Source organism: Kluyvera fluvialis, assembly GCF_059725275.1.
This window is the reverse complement of the sequence record NZ_AP046142.1, coordinates 4,617,204-4,639,231: the sequence shown is the minus strand read 5'-3', so window position 1 is coordinate 4,639,231 and position 22,028 is coordinate 4,617,204. Positions and strand designations below refer to the sequence as shown.

The 22,028-nt window shown below is 54.5% G+C and carries 21 protein-coding genes, 1 tRNA gene, 1 rRNA gene and 1 riboswitch; of the genes, 10 read left to right on the top strand and 13 right to left on the bottom strand.

Going from position 1 to position 22,028, the window contains the following annotated elements:
- Positions 1-25 precede the first annotated feature (25 nt).
- The 10 genes from AC6I4B_RS21885 to rsd all read right to left on the bottom strand — a co-directional run bounded on the left by AC6I4B_RS21885 (position 26) and on the right by rsd (position 8,843).
- On the bottom strand, positions 26-343 hold the full coding sequence (locus AC6I4B_RS21885) for a PTS lactose/cellobiose transporter subunit IIA (protein ID WP_497768165.1): 318 nt from the start codon (positions 341-343) through the stop codon (positions 26-28).
- Between the two features lie 7 nt (positions 344-350).
- On the bottom strand, positions 351-656 hold the full coding sequence (locus AC6I4B_RS21880) for a PTS sugar transporter subunit IIB (RefSeq protein ID WP_497768164.1): 306 nt from the start codon (positions 654-656) through the stop codon (positions 351-353).
- Positions 657-873: 217 nt separating this feature from the next.
- Entirely contained in the window at positions 874-2,415 is a 1,542-nt protein-coding gene (locus AC6I4B_RS21875; RefSeq protein ID WP_497772288.1) for a sensor domain-containing diguanylate cyclase, read from the bottom strand.
- 327 nt (positions 2,416-2,742) lie between these two features.
- Positions 2,743-3,873, bottom strand: coding sequence for a 2-iminoacetate synthase ThiH (thiH, locus tag AC6I4B_RS21870; protein WP_497768162.1), 1,131 nt, complete (start codon positions 3,871-3,873; stop codon positions 2,743-2,745).
- Entirely contained in the window at positions 3,870-4,640 is a 771-nt protein-coding gene (gene thiG / locus AC6I4B_RS21865) for a thiazole synthase (RefSeq protein WP_497768161.1), read from the bottom strand. The genes thiH and thiG overlap by 4 nt, the downstream gene beginning before the upstream one ends.
- A 1-nt stretch (position 4,641) precedes the next feature.
- Positions 4,642-4,842 carry a sulfur carrier protein ThiS gene (gene thiS / locus AC6I4B_RS21860; protein ID WP_497768159.1) on the bottom strand — a complete coding sequence of 67 codons (201 nt, stop codon included), beginning with the start codon at positions 4,840-4,842 and terminating at the stop codon, positions 4,642-4,644.
- Positions 4,823-5,581 carry a HesA/MoeB/ThiF family protein gene (locus AC6I4B_RS21855; protein WP_497768157.1) on the bottom strand — a complete coding sequence of 253 codons (759 nt, stop codon included), beginning with the start codon at positions 5,579-5,581 and terminating at the stop codon, positions 4,823-4,825. The genes thiS and AC6I4B_RS21855 overlap by 20 nt, the downstream gene beginning before the upstream one ends.
- Positions 5,574-6,209, bottom strand: coding sequence for a thiamine phosphate synthase (gene thiE / locus AC6I4B_RS21850; RefSeq protein ID WP_497768156.1), 636 nt, complete (start codon positions 6,207-6,209; stop codon positions 5,574-5,576). Before thiE ends, AC6I4B_RS21855 begins: the two co-directional genes overlap by 8 nt.
- Positions 6,209-8,107: a phosphomethylpyrimidine synthase ThiC gene (thiC, locus tag AC6I4B_RS21845; protein ID WP_497768154.1), complete on the bottom strand. Its 1,899-nt coding sequence runs from the start codon at positions 8,105-8,107 to the stop codon at positions 6,209-6,211. Before thiC ends, thiE begins: the two co-directional genes overlap by 1 nt.
- An 87-nt stretch (positions 8,108-8,194) precedes the next feature.
- A riboswitch (TPP riboswitch) is annotated at positions 8,195-8,304 on the bottom strand.
- Between the two features lie 53 nt (positions 8,305-8,357).
- Positions 8,358-8,843: a sigma D regulator gene (rsd, locus tag AC6I4B_RS21840; protein WP_497768153.1), complete on the bottom strand. Its 486-nt coding sequence runs from the start codon at positions 8,841-8,843 to the stop codon at positions 8,358-8,360.
- A gap of 98 nt (positions 8,844-8,941) precedes the next feature.
- Between rsd and nudC the strand changes: the two genes are divergently transcribed.
- From nudC to AC6I4B_RS21810, 6 genes are all read left to right on the top strand, one after another.
- Positions 8,942-9,715, top strand: a complete 774-nt coding sequence (nudC, locus tag AC6I4B_RS21835) for an NAD(+) diphosphatase (protein WP_497768151.1) — start codon at positions 8,942-8,944, stop codon at positions 9,713-9,715.
- 43 nt (positions 9,716-9,758) lie between these two features.
- Positions 9,759-10,823, top strand: a complete 1,065-nt coding sequence (gene hemE / locus AC6I4B_RS21830) for a uroporphyrinogen decarboxylase (RefSeq protein ID WP_497768149.1) — start codon at positions 9,759-9,761, stop codon at positions 10,821-10,823.
- 10 nt (positions 10,824-10,833) lie between these two features.
- Positions 10,834-11,499 carry a deoxyribonuclease V gene (gene nfi, locus AC6I4B_RS21825; RefSeq protein WP_497768148.1) on the top strand — a complete coding sequence of 222 codons (666 nt, stop codon included), beginning with the start codon at positions 10,834-10,836 and terminating at the stop codon, positions 11,497-11,499.
- A 48-nt stretch (positions 11,500-11,547) separates the two neighbouring features.
- Positions 11,548-12,138: a YjaG family protein gene (locus AC6I4B_RS21820; RefSeq protein ID WP_497768146.1), complete on the top strand. Its 591-nt coding sequence runs from the start codon at positions 11,548-11,550 to the stop codon at positions 12,136-12,138.
- A gap of 186 nt (positions 12,139-12,324) precedes the next feature.
- Complete coding sequence (gene hupA, locus AC6I4B_RS21815; protein WP_001044509.1) at positions 12,325-12,597, top strand: nucleoid-associated protein HU-alpha; 273 nt, start codon at positions 12,325-12,327, stop codon at positions 12,595-12,597.
- Positions 12,598-12,609: 12 nt separating this feature from the next.
- Positions 12,610-13,302 carry a DUF1481 domain-containing protein gene (locus AC6I4B_RS21810; protein ID WP_497768130.1) on the top strand — a complete coding sequence of 231 codons (693 nt, stop codon included), beginning with the start codon at positions 12,610-12,612 and terminating at the stop codon, positions 13,300-13,302.
- A gap of 7 nt (positions 13,303-13,309) precedes the next feature.
- On the opposite strand, the gene zraP is transcribed toward AC6I4B_RS21810, so the two are convergent.
- Positions 13,310-13,750: a zinc resistance sensor/chaperone ZraP gene (gene zraP / locus AC6I4B_RS21805; protein ID WP_497768129.1), complete on the bottom strand. Its 441-nt coding sequence runs from the start codon at positions 13,748-13,750 to the stop codon at positions 13,310-13,312.
- Between the two features lie 250 nt (positions 13,751-14,000).
- Between zraP and zraS the strand changes: the two genes are divergently transcribed.
- A complete protein-coding gene (gene zraS / locus AC6I4B_RS21800; RefSeq protein ID WP_497768128.1) occupies positions 14,001-15,392 on the top strand; it encodes a two-component system sensor histidine kinase ZraS in 1,392 nt (463 codons plus the stop codon).
- Positions 15,389-16,720 (top strand): sigma-54-dependent response regulator transcription factor ZraR, encoded by a 1,332-nt coding sequence (zraR, locus tag AC6I4B_RS21795; protein WP_497768126.1) that lies wholly within the window; start codon positions 15,389-15,391, stop codon positions 16,718-16,720. The genes zraS and zraR overlap by 4 nt, the downstream gene beginning before the upstream one ends.
- Here zraR and purD read toward each other — a convergent pair.
- A complete protein-coding gene (gene purD / locus AC6I4B_RS21790; protein WP_497768125.1) occupies positions 16,717-18,006 on the bottom strand; it encodes a phosphoribosylamine--glycine ligase in 1,290 nt (429 codons plus the stop codon). The two genes, zraR and purD, sit on opposite strands and share 4 nt — an antisense overlap.
- Before the next feature lie 15 nt (positions 18,007-18,021).
- Positions 18,022-19,611, bottom strand: a complete 1,590-nt coding sequence (gene purH, locus AC6I4B_RS21785) for a bifunctional phosphoribosylaminoimidazolecarboxamide formyltransferase/IMP cyclohydrolase (protein ID WP_497768123.1) — start codon at positions 19,609-19,611, stop codon at positions 18,022-18,024.
- Positions 19,612-20,235: 624 nt separating this feature from the next.
- Between purH and AC6I4B_RS21780 the strand changes: the two genes are divergently transcribed.
- Both AC6I4B_RS21780 and AC6I4B_RS21775 read left to right on the top strand, forming a co-directional pair.
- Positions 20,236-21,775, top strand: a 16S ribosomal RNA gene (locus AC6I4B_RS21780).
- A 69-nt stretch (positions 21,776-21,844) separates the two neighbouring features.
- A tRNA-Ile gene (locus tag AC6I4B_RS21775) sits at positions 21,845-21,921 on the top strand.
- The last annotated feature ends 107 nt before the right edge of the window (positions 21,922-22,028 follow it).

The following is a 22,028-nucleotide window of genomic DNA, read 5'->3' as shown; positions in this document are numbered from 1 at the left end:
GCTCTTTGTATTCAGTGGTGTGCGGTTAGCTAACCAGTGGAATACGGCGATACAGCTCAATCATGTCGGTTGCCAGATCCTGGATAACCATCGCGTTCATCAGGTGATCCTGAGAGTGAACGGTAATCAGGTTAACCGGCAGTTTACCCGTGCCTTCATCAATACCGATAAGCTGGGTCTGGATACCATGGGCCTGTTTTACAAACTCGCGAGACTCTTCCATCGCTTTTTCTGCGCCTTCAAAGTCACCTTTACGGGCAAGCTGTAATGCGGTTAACGCAGAGCTACGTGCTGCACCGGCATTCACCAGCAGTTCCATAATGATTGATTCTAAATCTTCCACGTCTGCCTCACTCCATTAACTTAAGGGCTTTCTCAAGCACGACATCGCCTTTCATCATGCCGTAGTCCATCATATCGATGACGGTGACTTTCTTACCCAGTGGGTCAGCCAGAGCCTGCAATTTAGCTTGCTCATACTTGACCTGTGGGCCTAGCAGGACGATATCTGCCTCGTTGATGTTCGCTTTGAATTCGGCCACTGGTACGGCTTTAATCGAGACTTCAATGCCTTTTTTCTGAGCTGCATCCTGCATGCGTTGTACCAGCATGCTGGTGGACATTCCCGCAGCACAGCATAAAACGATATTCTTCATAATGCTCCCTCATGACCCGTGATTAACCATGTTTATCGCGAGCTGAAACGATCAACAACTGCTTTACGACGATTGTGTGTAAGGCATCACAAAGATCGCCGCAAAAAACTGAAACCGGTTACATTTTTCATACATTAGAAGGGGGCGATGTGAGATTGAAGGGGAGATAAGAGGCCGGATAAGCGTAAGGGTTATCCGGCACAAGAGAGGGCAGAGGTTAGGTGATTGTGGCACGCAAAATCCGGTTTTTCCCCTGGCGTTTGGCGTCATATAGCGCCTTATCGACGTTAGTCACCAACTGTTCCAGCGTTCCCATATGCCATTCGCCCACGCCCGCACTAAAGGTGACGCTGAGGCCTTTTTCGCGCCACGTTCGTTTTGCGACGCTCATACGCCATAGCTCCAGCAGCACGCCCGCTTCCTCAATACGTTCCGACGTAAAGAGAATGGCGAACTCCTCTCCGCCGTAGCGATATAGCGAAAGGTCGTGTGCCTGTAGGATACGCAGCCCTTCGCGAGCGACGTTACGCAGCACGATATCGCCGCTCAGGTGGCCCCAGGTATCGTTGATCGATTTGAAGTTATCAATATCCACCAATGCAAGCGCGAACGGCTGACGGTCTTTCATCAATGCGGCGATATCAGTATCAAAAGCCCAGCGGTTTTTACAGCCCGTTAGCGAATCCACCGTCGCCTGCCGGACAGATACCTGTTCGCGGGCCTTGTTGGTTTCAATTGCTTTATGCATCATCGCTTCCAGGCCTGGTGCATATTTCATATCACCCGTTTTAATCGCATGGATGATGTTCATCAGGATAGATCGTGATGCCTGGCGCAGGTACAAACCGAAGATGATGATGATAACCCCCGCCAGCGCAAAACCCCAGGCGACGGTCACGCTCTCACGCTGAGCCAGCATATTTAGGGTATTGCCTGAAACTTTATAAATGGCAAACCAGCCGGGTTTAGTGAACGCATAATAGTAGTACCAGGTGCGGGTTTCTTTATCGAATACTTCGCCTTCACCCGCAGTCATTCTGACCAGCAACTTATCGCTGACGATGCTCTGAAATAGCTTGTTGTCATCCGAGTGCAATAGCGTCTGACCACTACGGTTAACCACAAAAAACTCACCCTGTACTGGCGGCTTCATCTGGCGCAACGTATGGCTCATCGCGGATAAATCGAAGTGGAACGCCAGCGTACCCTTTAATTTCCCCTCGGAAGAAATAACCGGTTTTGCGAGCGCGACCGTCTGCTGGTGGGTAAAGAAATTGCTATAGGGCTCGGTATAACGGCTGAAAATGCCCACATCGCTCTGATCAATAAACCACGGTCGCTTGGTGGCATTGAACGGAACCGGGTTAGCGCGGCTAGTCGCTTGCGGTGCGTGCAGATAACGCCCCTCCGCATCGGCAAGGGAGATCGATGAAACGGTAGGCATCATCGACAGCAACTGCATCATGGCTTGCAAACCTTGCTCTGGCGAGAGATTAACAACTTTGTTCAGCTTATCGTTGCGCGATAAATAGGTTACTGCCCGCCCCAAAATATACTCGTTTTTACGTAGAATCGACTCGGTATAATTGACCGCCAGATTATGGGTGAAATTACGATTAACGCCGTGGTATTCGCGAATAATATTGTTACGCTGAACAAAAGTGACTAGCGAGGCGATAATCACAAAGGTAAGGATAATTCCCGCGAAGCTAATAAGTATAGGCGCGGTAAACGATAGTCTTCTGCTATAAGGGCTGATCATTAGTTCTAATCCAGAGGTAAATTGCAGAAGCTTAGCAATACGATTACTGCAATTATTCTTATCTATTTATTATCCGTAATTATACTTTATTCATGATAGGGGGAGTATTTAATCTACATTCGGAGATTAGATTTCTATTATAAATTTGATTTACGTGATATTCGCCTGCATGTGGTGGGCAGGGCAGCGGGGATATTGAGCTGCCCTGGTCAACCTCAGCGGTCGACCAAAGCAGCGTAACGGACATGTCATATACCAACAATGTCCGTTGCTTATCTTTGCGAGGTGTTATCCAGCCTGTTTTGGGTTATTACCGAGTTTGCTTTAGCGTTGCGAAGCGCGCCCCAAATAGCTGTCCCAGTCTTTCCATACCGGTTGTAGCCCTTGCGCCGCTAATGCCTGCGCGACCTCAATCGGCGTGCGGGCATCGTGCGGGGAGAACTGTTCCAGCTCTGGGTGATTATCGGCGTAACCCCCCGGCTGTGTTTTCGAGAAGGCGCTGACGTTGTTGATAGCCAGTGGGATCATATGATCACGGAACCACGGCGACTCGCGGGTAGAGAGCGACAGTTCAGTATCCGGCGAAAACAGCCGGAAAGCGCAAATGGTTTGCACTAACTGGCGTTCATCCATGATAGACGCAGGCTCAATACCGCCAGCACACGGGCGCAGGCGCGGGAAAGAGATAGAATAACGGCTCTGCCAGTAGTGCTGCTGAAGCCATAGCAGGTGTTCGGCGACCATAAAGCAGTCTACCCGCCAGCTATCAGAAAGACCGATTAGCGCACCGAGGCCAATTTTGTCGATACCCGCCTGTCCTAGCCTGTCGGGAGTATCGAGCCGCCAGAAAAAGTCCTGTTTTTTGCCTTTCAGGTGATGCTGCGCGTACATCGCCTCATGATAGGTTTCTTGATAAACCATCACGCCGTCGAGACCCAGGGTTTTAAGCTCGGCGTACTCCTCGGTTGCCAGTGGCTGAACTTCCATCTGTAACGAGGCAAACTGGCGGCGAATATCAGGAATATGGCGGCGAAAATAATCCATCCCCACTTTTCCCTGATGTTCGCCGGTCACCAGCAACAAGTGCTCGAAATTCATTGCCCGAATGGCGGCGCACTCCCGTTTAATTTCCTCTTCATCCAGCGTTTTGCGCTTAATGCGATTGCTCATGGAAAAACCGCAGTAGGTGCAGTCGTTGGCGCACAGATTGGAAAGATACAACGGAACGTAGAAACTGACCGTGTTGCCAAAACGCTGGCGGGTGAGTGTCTGCGCCCGCTGTGCCAGCGGTTCCAGATAGTCGGCGGCGGCGGGTGAAAGCAGCGCCATCATGTCGTCACGACTGAGCATTGAGGCGTTGAGCGCCCGCTCGACGTCGGCGGGCGTTTTGCTGTGGATGCGCAGGCGGATATCGTCCCACTCAAGCTGTCGCCAGCGGTCGGTGAACGTTTTCATGCCAGTGCCTCCAGGAATCCGGTTAACGGGCTGGTGGCGCTGGCCTGCGAACGTTTGCTTCCCGGTACGGCCTGGCGCGCCAGCAAGCCGGCTTCAACCGCCAGACGGAAGGCGGTTGCCATCATCACCGGATTGTCGGCGACGGCAATCGCCGTGTTGACCAGCACCGCGTCAGCGCCCATCTCCAGTGCCTGTGTGGCGTGGCTGGGCACACCGATGCCAGCATCGACCACTACCGGAACGGTCGCCTGCTGAATGATGATTTCCAGCATTGCTTTGGTTTCCAGCCCCTGATTTGAACCAATGGGCGCGCCGAGCGGCATCACTGCCGCGCAGCCTACGGCTTCCAACCGTTTGCACAGCACCGGATCCGCACCGCAGTAGGGCAGGACGATGAATCCTTGCTTCACCAGCGCTTCGGCGGCTTTCAGCGTTTCGATAGGATCGGGTAATAACCAGCGTGCGTCGGGATGAATTTCCAGCTTCAGCCAGTTTGTCCCCAGCGCCTCACGCGCCAGTTGGGCGGCGAAAATAGCCTCTTCGGCGGTTTTTGCCCCAGAGGTGTTGGGCAACAGCGTGACGCCCGCTTCGATGAGCGGAGCCAGAATGGCATCATTGTGCTGACGTAAATCCACCCGTTTCATCGCCAGTGTGACCAATTGGCTGCCAGAGGCGCGGATGGCGTCAACCATCAGTTGCGACGAGGCAAACTTCCCGGTTCCGGTGAACAGATGTGAATCAAACGTTTTGTCTGCAATACGTAACATATCAACCCCCTGCGATAACCTGAAACAGCAGGATTTGGTCGCCTTCCTGCACGATTTGCTGTGGCCACTGTTCACGCGGCAAAATTTGCTGATTTAACGCCAGCGCCGCACCTGGTTGCAGCTGATTTAGCGCGGTGAGCAGCTCACTCACGGTTTGCCCTTCGGCACATTGCATCGGCTCGTCATTGAACTGAATCTGCATGTTGCCCTCCGCATACCGGGCAGCCGCTAGCTCGGCGTAGCGCCAGGCTGCGCCAGTGGCTGGTTTTACCGTCGAAAAGGCGCAATTCACCGCAAGGTGTTTCGATACCGCTAAGTAATTTGATGGCTTCCAGCGCCTGCAAAGTCCCCATAACGCCCACCACAGGGCCGACGATCCCGGCGGTGCGGCAGTTGCGTTCCGGTTCGAGATCATCCGGCCACAGGCAGCGATAACACCCGTGTTCCCAGGGTGGTGTCAGCACCATTAACTGGCCGCCAAACCCCACCGCGCTGGCGGTGACTAGCGGCGTATTTTGCGTGACGCAGGCGGCGTTGAGCGCCTGGCGAGTCGCCATGTTATCGGTACAATCGAGCACCACGTCAGACTGGGCAACGGCGTGGCGGAGCGCGTCGCCCGTTAGCCGTTGTTGTAATACCACCAGTTCGATATCGGGGTTAAGACGCGCCAGCCGTTGTTGTGCCGCCTGCGACTTTGAGCGGGAAATATCGTCTGTCGTGAACAGGATCTGCCGTTGCAGGTTGCTGAGGTGCACGTCGTCATCGTCCGCCAGTACCAGCGTGCCAACTCCCGCGCCCGCCAGATACAGCGCGGCGGGAGAGCCTAGCCCACCTAACCCGACAATCAGCACCCGGCTGGAGAGCAACGTTTGTTGGCCTTCAATGGCGATATCGCCGAGTAAAATTTGCCGGCTATAGCGCATAAAATCGCGATCATTCATCGCCAACTCCTGCCATTTCCAGCAATTGTGTGGTGGCGGCGCGCCAGTCTGCCGCCTGAGTAATCGCGCTGACCACCGCAATGCTGCCAACGCCGGTCGCCAGTACCGCTGGCGCGCGCTCAAGGCTGATGCCGCCAATGGCGACGGTAGGGTAATCCGCCAGGCGTTCAATATGGTTCGCCAGTTGTCGCAACCCCTGCGGCGCAGACGGCATCTGTTTGGTTTGTGTCGGGAATACGTGGCCCAACGCGATGTATGAAGGGCGGGCAGCCAGCGCCACGTCGATTTCCATATCATCGTGTGTCGAAACGCCAAGGCGCAAACCTGCGGTCTGAATCGCTTTCAAATCAGTGGTTTCAAGATCTTCCTGACCCAGATGCACGCCGTATGCGTGGTGTTTGATAGCCAGTCGCCAGTAGTCGTTGATAAACAGGCGGGCATTGAAGCGGCGTCCTAATGCAATGGCCGCGATAACGTCGGCCTCGACCTCTTCGTCGCGCTTGTCTTTAATGCGCAGTTGAAGGGTGCGCACGCCCGCCTCCAGCAGGCGCTCAATCCACTGTACGCTGTCTACTACCGGGTAAAGTCCGAGGCGGAACGGCACGGTCGGGAAATCAGGCTGGTACATTACGCCTCCTCTTTTTTGAGGTAGATTTCGCCGCCTTTAGCGCGGAAGTTCTCTGACATATCGGCCATGCCGATTTCGATGGTCTGTGCGGCGGCGTAGTCGCGCACTTCCTGGCTGATTTTCATCGAGCAGAATTTTGGCCCGCACATGGAACAGAAATGGGCGACTTTGCCGGACTCTTGCGGCAGGGTTTCATCGTGGTAAGCGCGGGCGGTGAACGGATCAAGCGCCAGATTAAACTGGTCTTCCCAGCGGAATTCGAAGCGCGCTTTCGACATCGCGTTATCGCGAATTTGCGCGCCAGGGTGGCCTTTGGCTAAATCAGCCGCGTGTGCCGCGATTTTGTAGGTAATCAGCCCTTGTTTCACATCTTCTTTGTTCGGCAGACCAAGGTGCTCTTTCGGCGTGACGTAGCACAGCATCGCACAGCCAAACCAGCCGATCATCGCCGCGCCAATCCCGGAAGTGAAGTGGTCATAGCCCGGGGCGATATCCGTAGTCAACGGCCCTAAGGTGTAAAACGGCGCTTCGTGGCAGTGTTCCAGCTCTTCAGTCATGTTGCGCTGGATCATATGCATCGGCACGTGGCCTGGGCCTTCAATCATCACCTGCACGTCATATTCCCAGGCAATTTTGGTCAGCTCGCCCAGAGTATGCAGCTCGGAGAACTGCGCTTCGTCGTTGGCATCTTGAATAGAGCCAGGGCGCAGACCATCGCCCAGTGACAGTGACACGTCGTAGGCCGCGCAAATTTCGCAGATTTCGCGGAAGTGCTGGTAGAGGAAATTCTCTTGATGATGAGAAAGGCACCACTTCGCCATAATCGACCCGCCGCGCGAGACAATGCCCGTCAGGCGTTTGGCGGTCATTGGCACGTAGCGCAACAGGACGCCCGCGTGGATAGTAAAGTAGTCCACGCCCTGTTCGGCCTGCTCCAGCAATGTGTCGCGAAAGGCTTCCCAGGTAAGGTTTTCGGCTATTCCGTTAACCTTCTCCAGCGCCTGGTAGATGGGAACTGTGCCGATAGGCACTGGGCTGTTACGCAAAATCCACTCGCGGGTTTCGTGAATATAGCGACCGGTGGAGAGATCCATCACCGTATCCGCTCCCCAGCGGGTAGACCACACCAGTTTTTCCACCTCTTCTTCGATGGAGGACGTCACCGCCGAGTTACCAATGTTGGCGTTGACCTTCACCAGGAAGTTGCGCCCGATGATCATCGGTTCTGATTCCGGGTGGTTGATGTTGGCCGGGATAATCGCGCGTCCGGCGGCGACTTCATTGCGCACAAATTCTGGCGTGATGTTTTCCGGCAGACGAGCGCCAAAGCCAACGCCCGGATGCTGGTGGCGCAACACTTCGCTGCGGATGCGTTCGCGGCCCATGTTTTCGCGAATGGCGATGAACTCCATTTCCGGCGTCACTATCCCCTGACGGGCATAGTGCAACTGCGTTACGCGCTTGCCTGCTTTGGCGCGCTTTGGCGTTAACAGGCCGGTGAAGCGCAGCTCGTCCAGCCCATCGTCGGCCAGGCGCTCTCTGGTATAGGCGGAGCTACGGTCGTCTAACTCTTCGCTGTCGTTACGCGCGATAATCCACGGCTGGCGCAGTTTTTCCAGACCCTGCTGGACGTTAATTGCCACCTCGGCGTCACCGTAAGGTCCAGAGGTGTCGTACACCGGCACGGCCTCGTTTTCTTCATACTGCGGTTCGTCTTTCGTGCCGCCAATCAGCGTCGGGCTAAGCTGGATTTCGCGCATTGGAATACGGATATCTGGCTGTGAACCGCTAATGTAAATGCGTTTGGAGTTGGGAAAGGCAGTCCCTTCCAGCGTGTCGATAAAATGTTGGGCCTGGGCGCGCTGTTCGCGACGAGATGGTTTAGTGGTGGCAGACATAGCTCATTCCAAAAAAAGTAAGGATATGGCTTGTCAGACGACGGATTGAGTAATGGATGTGCGCCGCCCGTAAAGGCAGCAGCATAAAGCTGAATTACTCTTGTTCCCTTCGCAGGTATTAGCCTGATCAGGTTCCGCGGATCCCGAATTAACGGTCTCAGCCTACGCTTTCACGTAAGGCACTCCGACAAGAAGCAACCTCTGATGATTAGAGGTAATGAATGTAAACTACTCGTTAACGCAGCAAATCTCAAGCCGTGCTTTTCATCTCGCCCTGATCGAGTGCCTCGAAGGCCAGCATGATCAGTTGGTCTTCTAAGAGGAAGCGCGCTTCCAGCGCTTCACCGATATCAGACAGCGCCTGTTGGAAATCGAAACCATTATCCTGGTCGATAGCATTTTCCAGAGTGGAATCGTAGTAATCCATAATCAACTGGGTATTGGCATCCAACTGCGGCCAGATTTTGCTGGCGTTTAAAAGCGGGCTGTTGCCTTCCATTTTATGGATAATGCGTTCATAAATACTGAAATGACCGGCAGAAAGGTAGTCAACCAGACGCTGACAAAAGTCATCAAGCGCTTTCTCATTAAGACGCATAAACGATTCTTTGCCAGGCTTAAGGCCAACCAAATTGTAGTAAGCCACGAGCAGGTGCTTACGAATGTTCAGCCAGCGGTCTACCAGTCGATGGTGTCCTTTAACGCGCTCTGTCAGGCTCTCTAACTGGTTTAACATAGGTTGACCCCCGCATCAGTGTGGTTTTAATCTGCTCACATCAATATGTAAATATTATGTTAATAACATGCCTGTGAAGCAAAGGTAGCGCAAGAGATATGGATCGTATAATTGAAAAATCGGATCGCGGCTGGTGGATAGTCAGCCACGAACAAAAATTATGGTTGCCCGCTGGTGAATTGCCATATGGCGAAGCGGTAAATTTCGATCTTGTGGGTCAGCGCGCACTCCAGATTGGCGAATGGGATGGTGCTCCGGTATGGCTGGTACAGCAACAGCGCCGCCACGACATGGGCTCGGTACGCCAGGTGCTTGACCTGGACGTTGGCCTGTTTCAACTGGCTGGGCGCGGCGTGCAGCTAGCGGAGTTTTACCGTTCGCATAAATACTGTGGCTACTGCGGGCACACTATGCACCCGAGCAAAACCGAATGGGCGATGCTGTGCAGCCACTGCCGTGAACGCTATTACCCGCAAATTGCGCCCTGCATTATTGTCGCCATTCGCCGTAACGACGCGATTCTTCTTGCGCAGCATGTTCGCCACCGCAACGGTGTTCACACCGTGCTGGCGGGCTTTGTTGAAGTGGGCGAAACCTTAGAACAGGCGGTGGCGCGCGAAGTGATGGAAGAGAGCGGCATTAAGGTGAAAAACCTGCGCTATGTCACTTCGCAGCCGTGGCCGTTCCCGCAATCGTTGATGACGGCGTTTATGGCGGAATACGACAGCGGCGAGATAGTTATCGACCCGAAAGAATTGCTGGAAGCGAACTGGTATCGCTACGACAACTTGCCGCTCCTGCCGCCGCCGGGCACAGTGGCGCGCCGGTTGATTGAAGACACCGTGGCAATCTGTCGGGCAGAGTACGAATGACAGACATGTTACACTGGCGTGAAATAGCTCAAGGAATGGAAAAATGACCGAACTGAAAAACGATCGTTATCTGCGCGCGCTGCTGCGCCAGCCTGTTGATGTCACCCCGGTATGGATGATGCGCCAGGCGGGCCGCTATTTGCCGGAGTACAAAGCCACCCGCGCTCAGGCGGGGGATTTTATGTCGCTGTGCAAAAATGCCGAGCTGGCCTGTGAAGTGACATTACAGCCGCTGCGCCGCTACCCGCTTGATGCCGCGATTCTGTTCTCGGATATCCTGACCATTCCCGATGCCATGGGGCTGGGGCTGTATTTTGAAGCCGGGGAAGGCCCGTGCTTTACCTCGCCTATCACCAGCAAAGCGGATGTTGAAAAGCTGCCAATTCCTGACCCGGAAGGGGAATTGGGCTATGTGATGAACGCAGTGCGCACCATCCGCCGCGAGCTGAAAGGCGAAGTGCCGCTGATTGGTTTTTCTGGCAGCCCGTGGACGCTGGCAACTTACATGGTCGAAGGCGGCAGCAGCAAAGCCTTCACCATGATTAAAAAGATGATGTATGCCGACCCTCAGGCGCTGCATCTGCTGCTTGATAAGCTGGCGCAAAGCGTCACGTTGTATCTGAACGCACAGATTAAAGCGGGCGCGCAGTCGGTGATGATTTTCGACACTTGGGGCGGTGTGCTGACTGGCCGCGACTATCAGCAGTTCTCTTTGTATTACATGCATAAAATCGTCGATGGTCTGCTGCGCGAAAACGACGGTCGTCGTGTGCCGGTGACGCTGTTCACCAAAGGCGGTGGTCAGTGGCTGGAAGCGATGGCAGAAACCGGCTGTGATGCGCTGGGTCTTGACTGGACAACTGATATTGCTGATGCGCGCCGCCGCGTAGGCCATAAAGTGGCGCTACAGGGCAATATGGATCCTTCAATGCTCTACGCGCCGGCAGCACGCATCGAAGATGAAGTGGCAACCATTCTGGCGGGCTTTGGTCAGGGCGAAGGCCATGTCTTTAACCTCGGTCACGGTATTCATCAGGATGTACCGCCAGAGCACGCGGGCGTCTTTGTTGAAGCGGTACACCGCCTGTCGGCGCAGTATCATCGCTAGGGCAACGGGAATGGATCTCGCATCGCTACGCGCGCAGCAGCTTGAACTGGCTTCGTCGGTTATCCGCGAGGATCGTTTTGATAGCGATCCGCCGAGTCTGATCGGCGGGGCGGATGTGGGCTTTGAGCAGGGCGGCGAAGTGACGCGGGCGGCGATCGTATTGTTAAAATATCCGTCGCTGGAGCTTTTGGAGTACAAGGTGGCGCGCATCGCCACCACCATGCCGTATATTCCCGGCTTCCTCTCGTTTCGTGAAACGCCCGCGCTGATGGCGGCGTGGCAGCTGCTTTCGCACAAACCTGATCTGCTGTTTGTCGATGGACATGGCATCTCCCATCCACGCCGTCTTGGCGTTGCCAGCCATTTTGGCCTGCTGGTGGATGTGCCGACCCTTGGCGTGGCGAAAAAACGGCTGTGCGGCAAGTTTGAACCGCTGGGTGATGAGCCTGGCGCGTTGTCTGCGTTGAGTGACAAAGGCGAGCCGCTGGCGTGGGTCTTGCGCAGCAAAGCGCGTTGTAACCCGCTGTTTATCTCGACCGGCCACCGCGTTGGCCTTGATAGCGCGCTGATGTGGGTAGAACGCTGCCTGAAAGGCTACCGTTTACCGGAGCCAACGCGATGGGCTGATGCGGTGGCATCGGAGCGCCCAGCTTTTGTGCGTCTTACAGCAAAATAGGCATAATTCAGGTAAACTGCGGCTAATTTCCGTATTTGAGAATTCATCATGTTACAAAACCCGATTCATCTGCGCCTGGAGAAGCTGGAAAGCTGGCAGCACGTCACTTTCATGGCCTGTCTGTGCGAGCGTATGTACCCGAACTACGGCATGTTCTGCAAAGAGTCCGAATTCGGCGACCCGCATATTTATCGCCGCATTCTGGATCTCATCTGGGAAACGCTGACGGTAAAAGATGCCAAAGTGAACTTTGACAGCCAGCTCGAAAAGCTCGAAGAGGCGATTCCGGCGGCTGACGATTTTGATATGTACGGTGTGTATCCGGCGATCGATGCCTGCGTTGCATTGAGCGAATTAATACATTCTCGCCTGAGCGGCGAAACGCTCGAGCACGCGATTGAAGTCAGCAAGAGTTCTATCACCACCGTGGCGATGCTGGAAATGACCCAGGCTGGTCGAGAAATGACCGATGAAGAGCTGCGTTTGAACCCCGCCGTAGAGCAGGAATGGGACATCCAATGGGAGATTTTCCGTCTTTTGGCCGAGTGTGAAGAACGCGATATTGAACTGATAAAAGGACTGCGCGCAGACCTTCGCGAAGCCGCTGAAAGCAATATTGGTATAAATTTTCAGCAATGAGACAATAAAACGTGATTTACCGCCTGAATTGTCGCGCCTGAAGGCTTCACATCTGCCCCCCGTCTGGTCTACATTTGGAGGGCGAAAAAAAGTGGCTATCGGTGCGTGTATGCAGGAGAGTGCTTTTCTGGCATTTTCGTCGCACTCGATGCTTAGCAAGCGATAAACACATTGTAAGGATAACTTATGAACAAGACTCAACTGATTGATGTAATTGCGGACAAGGCTGAACTGTCTAAAACCCAGGCTAAAGCTGCACTGGAATCCACCCTGGCTGCTATTACTGAGTCTCTGAAAGAAGGTGATGCTGTACAACTGGTTGGTTTCGGTACCTTCAAAGTGAACCACCGCGCTGAGCGTACTGGCCGCAACCCGCAGACCGGTAAAGAAATCAAAATCGCCGCAGCTAACGTGCCGGCATTTGTTTCTGGCAAAGCACTGAAAGACGCTGTTAAGTAAGATTGCGTGGCAGTGAACAGTTTTAAAGAAGGGGCGGTTTCGCCCCTTTCGTCTATTTGGCGACGGTTGTTTGGGCTGGCGGGTCTGTTTTTGCTCACCGCTTGTAGCCACAACAGCACGCTTCCCCCTTTTACCGCCAGCGGTTATGCCGACACGCAGGGTGCTGTACGCATCTGGCGTAAAGATGACGGCGGCGAAACGCACCTCCTTGCCACTTTTAGCCCGTGGCACAGTGGCAGCACCTCGACCAGTGAATATCGCTGGCAGGATGACAAACTGTTGCTGATAGAACTGAATATCTACGGTAAACCTTCTGAACACATTCGCGCCCGCTTCGACAGTAGCGGCGAGCTGAGCTTTATGCAGCGTGAGATTGATGGGCAGAAACAGCAGCTCTCCAGCGACCAGGTGGCGCTCTATCGCTACCGTGCAGAGCAAATTCGCCAGACCAGCGATGCGCTGCGTTTAGGGAAAGTGGTGTTACGTCAGGGGCGTTGGCATGCGGATAAAACCGTGACGACCTGTGAAGGCGAGACACTAAAACCTGATTTTGACGCCCGCGCACTGGAGCATATTGCCAGCCGTCAAAGCCGTTCTGCGGCAGATGTCAGTATCGCCTGGCTGGAAGCGCCAGAGGGCCTCCAGCTCTTGCTGGTGGCAAACCAGGACTACTGTACCTGGCAGCCGAAAGAAAAAACCTTCTAAACGCCGACTAGCGGTTCATGCCGCCCATGTGTCCACCGCTCATATGCCCGCCGCCCTGGCAACCATAGCCCATACCGCTGTGGCGTGGTATTCCCGCTTGCGCCATTGCGACGTCTAATTTGACCTGCTGCTGGTCAAGCTTCTGGCTTAACCCCTCCATCTCTTGTGCGACAGCCTCAATTTTGGCGCTATCGGGTTTATCCGCCGTTAACAGCGCATTGTACTCATAGCGCTTTGAGGTCAACTGTTGACGCAATGCGCTGGTTTGCGTGTAGAAGTCGTTATGCAATTTCTTCGCCGTGGCCTGCTGTGTATCGGAGAGCTGGCTATAGCCGTCGTTGTTGATGTTTCCGTTCCCGTGATGTGGTCCGGCTAGCACCACGTCGCTGGTGAGTGTCAGGGCCGCGAGGGCAAACAGAGCCAGAGGCAGATTTTTGTTCCGTTTCATGATGAGTTCTCCTGTAGTGTAGTTACTACGGCTTTTGCATCTTCTGTGCCAGTTTGTCGCACCGCGAAAATCGCGGGGTTTCGCCTGTGGACTCGCGCATAGTGAGTAAAAATGACCCGCGAGGGGTATCCGGGTGAGTCATTTTTACCCGTCGATTCTGGCGGTTTGTGCTCGCAGGCTGGGTTGGCGTGGGCGAAAGATGGCATGATTCCTGCTGAGGGATAGCAAAGGGAAAAGAGAAGGACGTTCCATGAACCTCATACGATTACAGAAGGACTCAGTAGCGACCGGCCTCAGTTGGCTACTGACCGGTATCGTGGTGCTGTTGGTAAGCCTGTTTTCGGCGCTGATCGTGCGTGACTATAGTCGCGAGAGCGCGGCGGCGCAGCAGGCTATCCAGGAGAAGGGCGGTGTGCTGATTCGCGCGCTGGAGTCTGGTACACGTGTTGGCATGGGTATGCGGATGCATCATGCTCAACTACAGGCGATGCTAGAAGATATGGCCTGGCAGCCCGGTGTGCAGTGGTTCGCCGTGACCGACGAGCAGGGAAAGGTTATCGCCCATAGCGACCCACAGCAGGTGGGCAGCATGCTCTACGACGTGAACACCCTGCGCAGCCTTCAGGTGAGTGATAAAGAACGCTGGCGGCGAATTGAGACGCCGGAACCCGCGCTGGAGATTTATCGCCAGTTCCGCCCTCAGGACGCCCCCGGGAGCCATCACATGCGTATGATGATGCGCCGTAATCCAACGGCTTCACGCGCGGATACCCCGCAGGTTATTTTTATCGCCTTTGACGTTCGCGAGATGGACGCTGAGCTGGCGCGCGGGCAGAGAAACATGATTGTGATGCTGTGCGCCGCCGGAGTCGTGATGATGGCGACCGTTCTTGCGCAGTTCTGGTTCCGCCGTTACCAGCGCTCGCGTAAGTTGCTCCAGGAAGCGATGCATCGCAAAGAAAAGCTGATGGCGCTGGGGCACTTGGCTGCTGGGGTGGCGCATGAAATCCGCAACCCGCTGTCGTCTATCAAAGGGTTAGCGAAATATTTTACCGAGCGTACGCCGCCGGGGGGCGAAGCCTATGAGCTGGCGCAGGTGATGGCGAAAGAGGCCGACCGCCTGAACCGTGTGGTCAGTGAACTGCTGGAGCTGGTGCGCCCTGCCCATTTAAAATGGCAGCCGGTTGATCTCAACGAAGTGATTGGCCATTCGCTTCAGTTGGTGAGCCAGGATGCATTAAGCCGCGCGATTACGTTGAAATTTACCGCGCCGCCTGGGCTGTGCCGTATTCAGGCTGACCCTGACAGGATCAACCAGGTGCTGCTGAACCTCTATCTCAACGCTATTCAGGCCATTGGCCGCGAAGGCACGATTACCGTGGCGGTGAGTGAATGCGCTGATGGTCGCGTGAAGCTGAGCGTGGCGGATGATGGTAAAGGGATAACGCCGGACGAGCAGCAGGCCATTTTCACCCCTTATTTTACTACCAAAGCCGATGGTACAGGGTTGGGTTTAGCGGTGGTGCAGAACATTGTTGAACAACACGGTGGGACAATCCACGTGAACAGCACGCCTGGCAAGGGAGCGGTATTTACCCTCTACCTGCCGGTTAATCGGCAACAAAAGGATGAGCAAGCATGATGGAGGAAAAGGTCAATATTCTGCTGGTGGATGATGATATTAGCCATTGCACCATCTTACAGGCGCTGCTGAGAGGATGGGGATACCAAACGGCGCTGGCCTATAACGGCCTACAGGCGCTGGAACAGGTGCGCCAGCGGGTATTTGATTTGGTGCTTTGCGATATTCGGATGGCGGAAATGGACGGTATCGAAACGCTAAAAGAGATTAAAGCGCATAACCCCGCCATTCCGGTACTGATTATGACCGCTTACTCCAGCGTGGACACCGCCGTGGAGGCGATTAAGTCTGGTGCGCTGGATTACCTGATTAAACCACTGGATTTTGACCGGCTACAGCAAACGTTGGCTCAGGCGCTGGAGCATACTCGCCAGGCGGAAGGCGCGGCATCGTCCAGCCCGGCGGCGCGATTTGGCATGGTAGGCAGCAGCCCGGCGATGCAAACGCTGTTAAATAACATCGCGCTGGTGGCGCCGTCAGACGCCACAGTACTGATTCACGGTGAATCCGGCACGGGTAAAGAGCTGGTGGCGAAAGCGTTGCATACCAGCAGCGCGCGCCGCGATAAACCGCTGGTCACGCTGAACTGCGCGGCGCTTAATGAATCTCTGCTGGAGTCTGAGTTGTTCGGTCATGAGAAAGGCGCGTTTACCGGTGCTGATAAACGGCGAGAAGGGCGCTTTGTTGAAGCCGACGGTGGCACGTTGTTCCTTGATGAGATTGGCGATATCTCACCGTTGATGCAGGTGCGCCTGCTGCGAGCGATTCAGGAGCGAGAAGTGCAGCGTGTTGGCAGTAATCAGACCCTTGCGGTCGATGTCCGGTTGATTGCCGCGACACATCGCAATCTCGCCGAAGAGGTGGCGGCAGGGCATTTTCGCCAGGATCTCTACTATCGCCTGAACGTTGTGGCTATCGACATGCCGCCGTTGCGCCAGCGTCGGGAAGATATTCCGCAACTGGCGGAGTATTTCCTCCAACGGTTTGCCGAGCGCAACCGCAAAGTGGTGAAAGGCTTTACGCCACAGGCGATGGATTTGCTGATCCACTACGCATGGCCGGGCAATATCCGTGAGCTGGAGAACGCCATCGAGCGCTCGGTGGTCTTGCTGACCGGAGAATATATTTCTGAACGTGAGCTACCGCTGGCAATCGCCGGAACGCCAATTCAAACGTCATCGTCGTGCGAAGAGGCTATTCAACCGTTGGTGGAAGTGGAGAAAGAGGTGATTCTGGCAGCGTTGGAAAAAACGGGCGGCAACAAAACGGAAGCCGCCCGCCAATTAGGGATTACGCGCAAAACGTTGCTGGCAAAACTGTTGCGTTAGTTCTGCTCGCGTTCAATGGCGCGCCAGCCGATATCTTTACGGCAGAAGCAATCGTCCCAGTGGATATCGGTCATTAAGGCGTAGGCACGTTTCTGCGCTTCAGCAACGGTATGGCCCAGCGCGGTGACGCACAGTACGCGACCACCGCTGGTCAGCACCTGTTCATCCGCAGAGAGCTTAGTCCCAGCCTGGAACACTTTACCGCCTTCGACGTCTTCCAGTGGTAAGCCGTGGATAACATCGCCTGTGCGGTAATCACCAGGATAACCGCCCGCCGCCATGACCACACCGAGCGACGCACGCTCATCCCACTCGGAGGTTTTCTCATTGAGCTTACCGTCGCAAGCGGCGAGACACAGATCCACCAGATCCGATTTCATACGCAGCATGATCGGCTGAGTTTCGGGATCGCCAAAGCGGCAGTTGAACTCGATAACCTTCGGATTGCCCTGTTTATCGATCATCAAACCCGCATACAGGAAACCGGTGTAGGTGTTGCCTTCTGCTGCCATACCTTTCACGGTTGGCCAAATGATCCGTTCCATCGTGCGCTGATGCACTTCATCCGTCACCACCGGTGCGGGTGAGTAAGCACCCATGCCGCCAGTATTTGGCCCAGTGTCTTTATCACCGACACGCTTATGATCTTGGCTGGTGGCCATTGGCAGGACATGCTCGCCGTCCACCATCACGATAAAACTCGCTTCTTCGCCGTCGAGGAACTCCTCGATAACGATACGATGCCCCGCGTCGCCAAACGCGTTCCCCGCCAGCATGTCGTGAACGGCGGCTTCTGCTTCTTCAAGCGTCATCGCCACGATAACACCTTTACCGGCGGCGAGGCCGTCGGCTTTAATGACGATTGGTGCGCCTTTCTCACGCAGGTAAACCAGCGCAGGCTCCACTTCGGTAAAGTTCTGATATTCCGCTGTAGGAATTTTATGGCGAGCAAGAAAATCTTTGGTGAAGGCTTTAGAGCCTTCCAGTTGTGCCGCGCCTTCGGTTGGGCCGAAGATTTTCAGCCCTGCAGCACGAAACGCATCGACGACGCCAATCACCAGCGGCGCTTCCGGGCCAACGATAGTCAGATCGATCTTCTCGTTTTGGGCAAAGCTCAACAGCGCGGGAATGTCGGTTACACCGATGGCGACGTTTTGCAGGGTTGGCTCCAGTGCCGTGCCCGCATTACCCGGCGCAACAAATACGGTATCAACCAAAGGCGACTGCGCCGCTTTCCAGGCCAGCGCGTGTTCGCGCCCGCCATTGCCAATCACTAATACTTTCATCGTCTGCTCCGTAGATTAATGGCGGAAGTGGCGCATATCGGTGAAGACCATCGCGATACCGTGCTCATCGGCGGCGGCAATCACTTCATCATCGCGGATAGAACCGCCAGGCTGGATAACGCAGCTCACGCCTGCCGCAGCGGCAGCATCAATCCCATCGCGGAACGGGAAGAAAGCATCGGACGCCATCGCGGAACCTTTTACTTCCAGACCTTCGTCAGCGGCTTTGATACCGGCGATTTTGGCAGAATAAACGCGGCTCATCTGGCCTGCGCCTATCCCGATAGTCATGTTTTCTTTGGCATAAACAATGGCGTTGGATTTCACGAACTTCGCCACTTTCCAGCAGAACAGCGCATCGCGCAGCTCTTGCTCGGTCGGCTGACGTTTGGTGACGACGCGCAGTTCGCTTTCGCCCACCATACCCAGGTCGCGGTCCTGAACCAGCAGACCGCCATTAACGCGTTTGAAATCCAGGCCCGCAACGCGCTGCGCCCACTGGCCGCAGGTCAGAACGCGAACGTTCTGCTTGGCTGCGGTGATTTTCAGCGCTTCGTCCGTGGCTGAAGGGGCAATGATCACCTCAACAAACTGGCGAGAGATAATCGCTTGTGCGGTTTCGGCATCCAGTTCGCGGTTAAACGCGATGATGCCGCCGAATGCGGAGGTAGGGTCGGTTTTGTACGCGCGATCATAGGCGTCAAGAATAGAGGTGCTGACCGCCACGCCGCACGGGTTAGCGTGCTTGACGATGACACACGCTGGCTCGGAGAACTCTTTCACACACTCCAGCGCTGCGTCGGTGTCGGCGATATTGTTGTAAGAGAGCGCTTTACCCTGCACCTGCGTTGCGGTAGCAACCGAAGCCTCTTTTACATTCTCTTCTATATAGAAGGCAGCCTGCTGGTGGCTGTTTTCGCCGTAGCGCATATCCTGCTTCTTAATGAAGTTCAGGTTCAGCGTACGTGGGAAGCGACCTGCGGCTTCCTGGCTTTCACCGTGATAGGCCGGAACCATACTGCCGAAGTAGTTGGCAATCATGCTGTCGTAAGCGGCGGTGTGTTCGAAGGCTTTGATGGCGAGGTCGAAACGGGTTTCCAGCGTCAGGGAACCTTCGTTGGCGTCCATCTCTTTAATAATGGCGTCGTAGTCGCTGCTCTTCACCACGATCGCAACATCTTTATGGTTCTTGGCAGCGGAGCGCACCATAGTTGGGCCGCCGATATCAATATTCTCTACGGCATCTTCCAGCGAGCAGCCTTCGCGGGCGACGGTCTCGGCGAACGGATACAGGTTAACGACTACCATATCGATAGGCTGGATGTGGTGCTGTTCCATAATCGCATCATCCTGGCCGCGACGACCGAGAATGCCGCCGTGTACTTTTGGATGCAGGGTCTTCACGCGTCCATCCATCATTTCCGGGAAGCCGGTGTAATCGGAAACTTCGGTCACTGGCAGGCCTTTCTCTGCTAACAGGCGCGCAGTGCCACCTGTAGACAGCAGCTCCACTCCACGTGCAGAAAGTGCCTGAGCGAATTCGATGATACCGGCCTTGTCAGAAACACTGAGCAGAGCGCGGCGGACTGGACGACGTTGTTGCATGGTAAATCCCCTGGATTTGACTATTACAGAGAGCGTTAGGTGAATTCTTGGATAAAAACTCAGCTAACGCCCCTTACGGGGCATCCTTGTTTTGCGGTGGCATTGTAACGAAAACGTTTGCGCAACGCTCGCGAATTTTTCTCTTTCCTTTTGTTCCTCTTTTTTACCCTACGTATAAAGGCTAAGAGAGCGCGATAGAGGGCGGTGAGGGCATCGATTTGTGGATAACTCTGTGTGTAAATGGGTATAAAGCGGGTTTCTGCTGGGGATTGCAGCAGTCAGTCATTTTTCTGCAATTTAGGGGTTGCGGACTCTCGGGAACTCCCTATAATGCGCCTCCATCGACACGGCGGATGTGAATCACTTCACACCAGATAGCCGGTTCGGTTGAAGAGAAAAAAATCCTGAAATTCAGGGTTGACTCTGAAAGAGGAAAGCGTATTATACGCCACCTCGCAACGGTGAGCTTAACGCCGCGTTGCACTGCTCTTTAACAATTTATCAGACAATCTGTGTGGGCACTCAATGATACGGATTCTTAACGTCGCAAGACGAAAAATGAATACCAAGTCTCTGAGTGAACACGTAATTCATTACGAAGTTTAATTCACGAGCATCAAACTTAAATTGAAGAGTTTGATCATGGCTCAGATTGAACGCTGGCGGCAGGCCTAACACATGCAAGTCGAACGGTAGCACAGAGAGCTTGCTCTCGGGTGACGAGTGGCGGACGGGTGAGTAATGTCTGGGAAACTGCCCGATGGAGGGGGATAACTACTGGAAACGGTAGCTAATACCGCATAACGTCGCAAGACCAAAGTGGGGGACCTTCGGGCCTCACACCATCGGATGTGCCCAGATGGGATTAGCTAGTAGGTGGGGTAATGGCTCACCTAGGCGACGATCCCTAGCTGGTCTGAGAGGATGACCAGCCACACTGGAACTGAGACACGGTCCAGACTCCTACGGGAGGCAGCAGTGGGGAATATTGCACAATGGGCGCAAGCCTGATGCAGCCATGCCGCGTGTATGAAGAAGGCCTTCGGGTTGTAAAGTACTTTCAGCGAGGAGGAAGGTGTTGTGGTTAATAACCGCAGCAATTGACGTTACTCGCAGAAGAAGCACCGGCTAACTCCGTGCCAGCAGCCGCGGTAATACGGAGGGTGCAAGCGTTAATCGGAATTACTGGGCGTAAAGCGCACGCAGGCGGTTTGTTAAGTCAGATGTGAAATCCCCGGGCTCAACCTGGGAACTGCATTTGAAACTGGCAAGCTTGAGTCTCGTAGAGGGGGGTAGAATTCCAGGTGTAGCGGTGAAATGCGTAGAGATCTGGAGGAATACCGGTGGCGAAGGCGGCCCCCTGGACGAAGACTGACGCTCAGGTGCGAAAGCGTGGGGAGCAAACAGGATTAGATACCCTGGTAGTCCACGCTGTAAACGATGTCGACTTGGAGGTTGTGCCCTTGAGGCGTGGCTTCCGGAGCTAACGCGTTAAGTCGACCGCCTGGGGAGTACGGCCGCAAGGTTAAAACTCAAATGAATTGACGGGGGCCCGCACAAGCGGTGGAGCATGTGGTTTAATTCGATGCAACGCGAAGAACCTTACCTACTCTTGACATCCACGGAATTTAGCAGAGATGCTTTAGTGCCTTCGGGAACCGTGAGACAGGTGCTGCATGGCTGTCGTCAGCTCGTGTTGTGAAATGTTGGGTTAAGTCCCGCAACGAGCGCAACCCTTATCCTTTGTTGCCAGCGGTTCGGCCGGGAACTCAAAGGAGACTGCCAGTGATAAACTGGAGGAAGGTGGGGATGACGTCAAGTCATCATGGCCCTTACGAGTAGGGCTACACACGTGCTACAATGGCATATACAAAGAGAAGCGACCTCGCGAGAGCAAGCGGACCTCATAAAGTATGTCGTAGTCCGGATTGGAGTCTGCAACTCGACTCCATGAAGTCGGAATCGCTAGTAATCGTAGATCAGAATGCTACGGTGAATACGTTCCCGGGCCTTGTACACACCGCCCGTCACACCATGGGAGTGGGTTGCAAAAGAAGTAGGTAGCTTAACCTTCGGGAGGGCGCTTACCACTTTGTGATTCATGACTGGGGTGAAGTCGTAACAAGGTAACCGTAGGGGAACCTGCGGTTGGATCACCTCCTTACCTTAAAGAAACGTTTGTTGAAGTGTCCACACAGATTGTCTGATGAAAAATAGCAGTAAGAATCTCTGCAGGCTTGTAGCTCAGGTGGTTAGAGCGCACCCCTGATAAGGGTGAGGTCGGTGGTTCAAGTCCACTCAGGCCTACCAAATTCGCCTCCGTTCTGCGTTATGGCGATGCTCACATACATAAGTATGCTTCGCATCACCACGCCTTGCCCGGAAACGAATTAGGGTAACAGAGATTAAGTTTTTGC